The following is an 808-nucleotide window of genomic DNA, read 5'->3' as shown; positions in this document are numbered from 1 at the left end:
TTGCAAGGTGGTATATCGTTTAAAAATGCTAAACTAAGAATTATTTAATACTCCCCCCAACTTTTCGGTATGATCCTGGAATTAGGCTGTCTGGAAATATTTTTAGGCAAGACATCAATAAAAAACCCGATTTAAATAAATTAAATCGGGTTTTTAGTACGCCAATTAGGGTTCGAACCTAAGACCTACGGTTTAGAAAACCGTTGCTCTATCCAGCTGAGCTATTGGCGCCTGTTTTAGTGAAGCAAAAGTAGGTAAATGATGGTGAAAACCAAAATAAATTGTGTTTTTTTTATTATTTATCCATTAACTTATTGCCAACCAATTACATATTTTCATTTACAATGTTTCCGGTTTCAGCCTTAGCTAGTTTAGGGCTCCTGCTCGTAAATACTTAAATTTTAGTTTTTCAATTATGATTGAGGTAGATTAATTTTTTAAATGGGTATACGGCTAAAATTTTTAATTGTTTTTTGTAGGTATAAATCTTTAAAAATCAATCTGATTGGTTCGTGGTAGCCTATTTATGGATAAAATTTTTCACATTTAATTTGGAGAACCGCATAGAATTTGTACTTTTGTCGCGGAGAGTTGGCAGAGTGGTCGAATGCGGCAGTCTTGAAAACTGTTAACTGTCACAGGTTCGGGGGTTCGAATCCCTCACTCTCCGCAAACAAAAAAGCAGCTTTTATAAGCTGCTTTTTTGTTTATTGACATTTTATCTGCAGATAATGGATCATACCGAAAAGTTGGGGGGAGTATTAAATAATTCTTAGTTTAGCATTTTTAAACGATATACCACCTTGCA

At 34.0% G+C, this 808-nt stretch carries 2 tRNA genes; one reads left to right on the top strand and one right to left on the bottom strand.

Annotation, left to right across the window (positions count from 1 at the left end):
- Positions 1-157: 157 nt before the first annotated feature.
- Positions 158-231, bottom strand: a tRNA-Arg gene (locus ACFRAE_RS17710).
- Between the two features lie 354 nt (positions 232-585).
- On the opposite strand from ACFRAE_RS17710, the gene ACFRAE_RS17705 reads away from it, so the two are divergent.
- Positions 586-670 (top strand) — tRNA-Ser (locus tag ACFRAE_RS17705).
- Positions 671-808 lie beyond the last annotated feature (138 nt).

The sequence above is a fragment of the Sphingobacterium sp. HJSM2_6 genome, from assembly GCF_049316305.1.
GTDB lineage: Bacteria > Bacteroidota > Bacteroidia > Sphingobacteriales > Sphingobacteriaceae > Sphingobacterium.
This window is presented reverse-complemented; position numbering and strand designations above follow the sequence as displayed.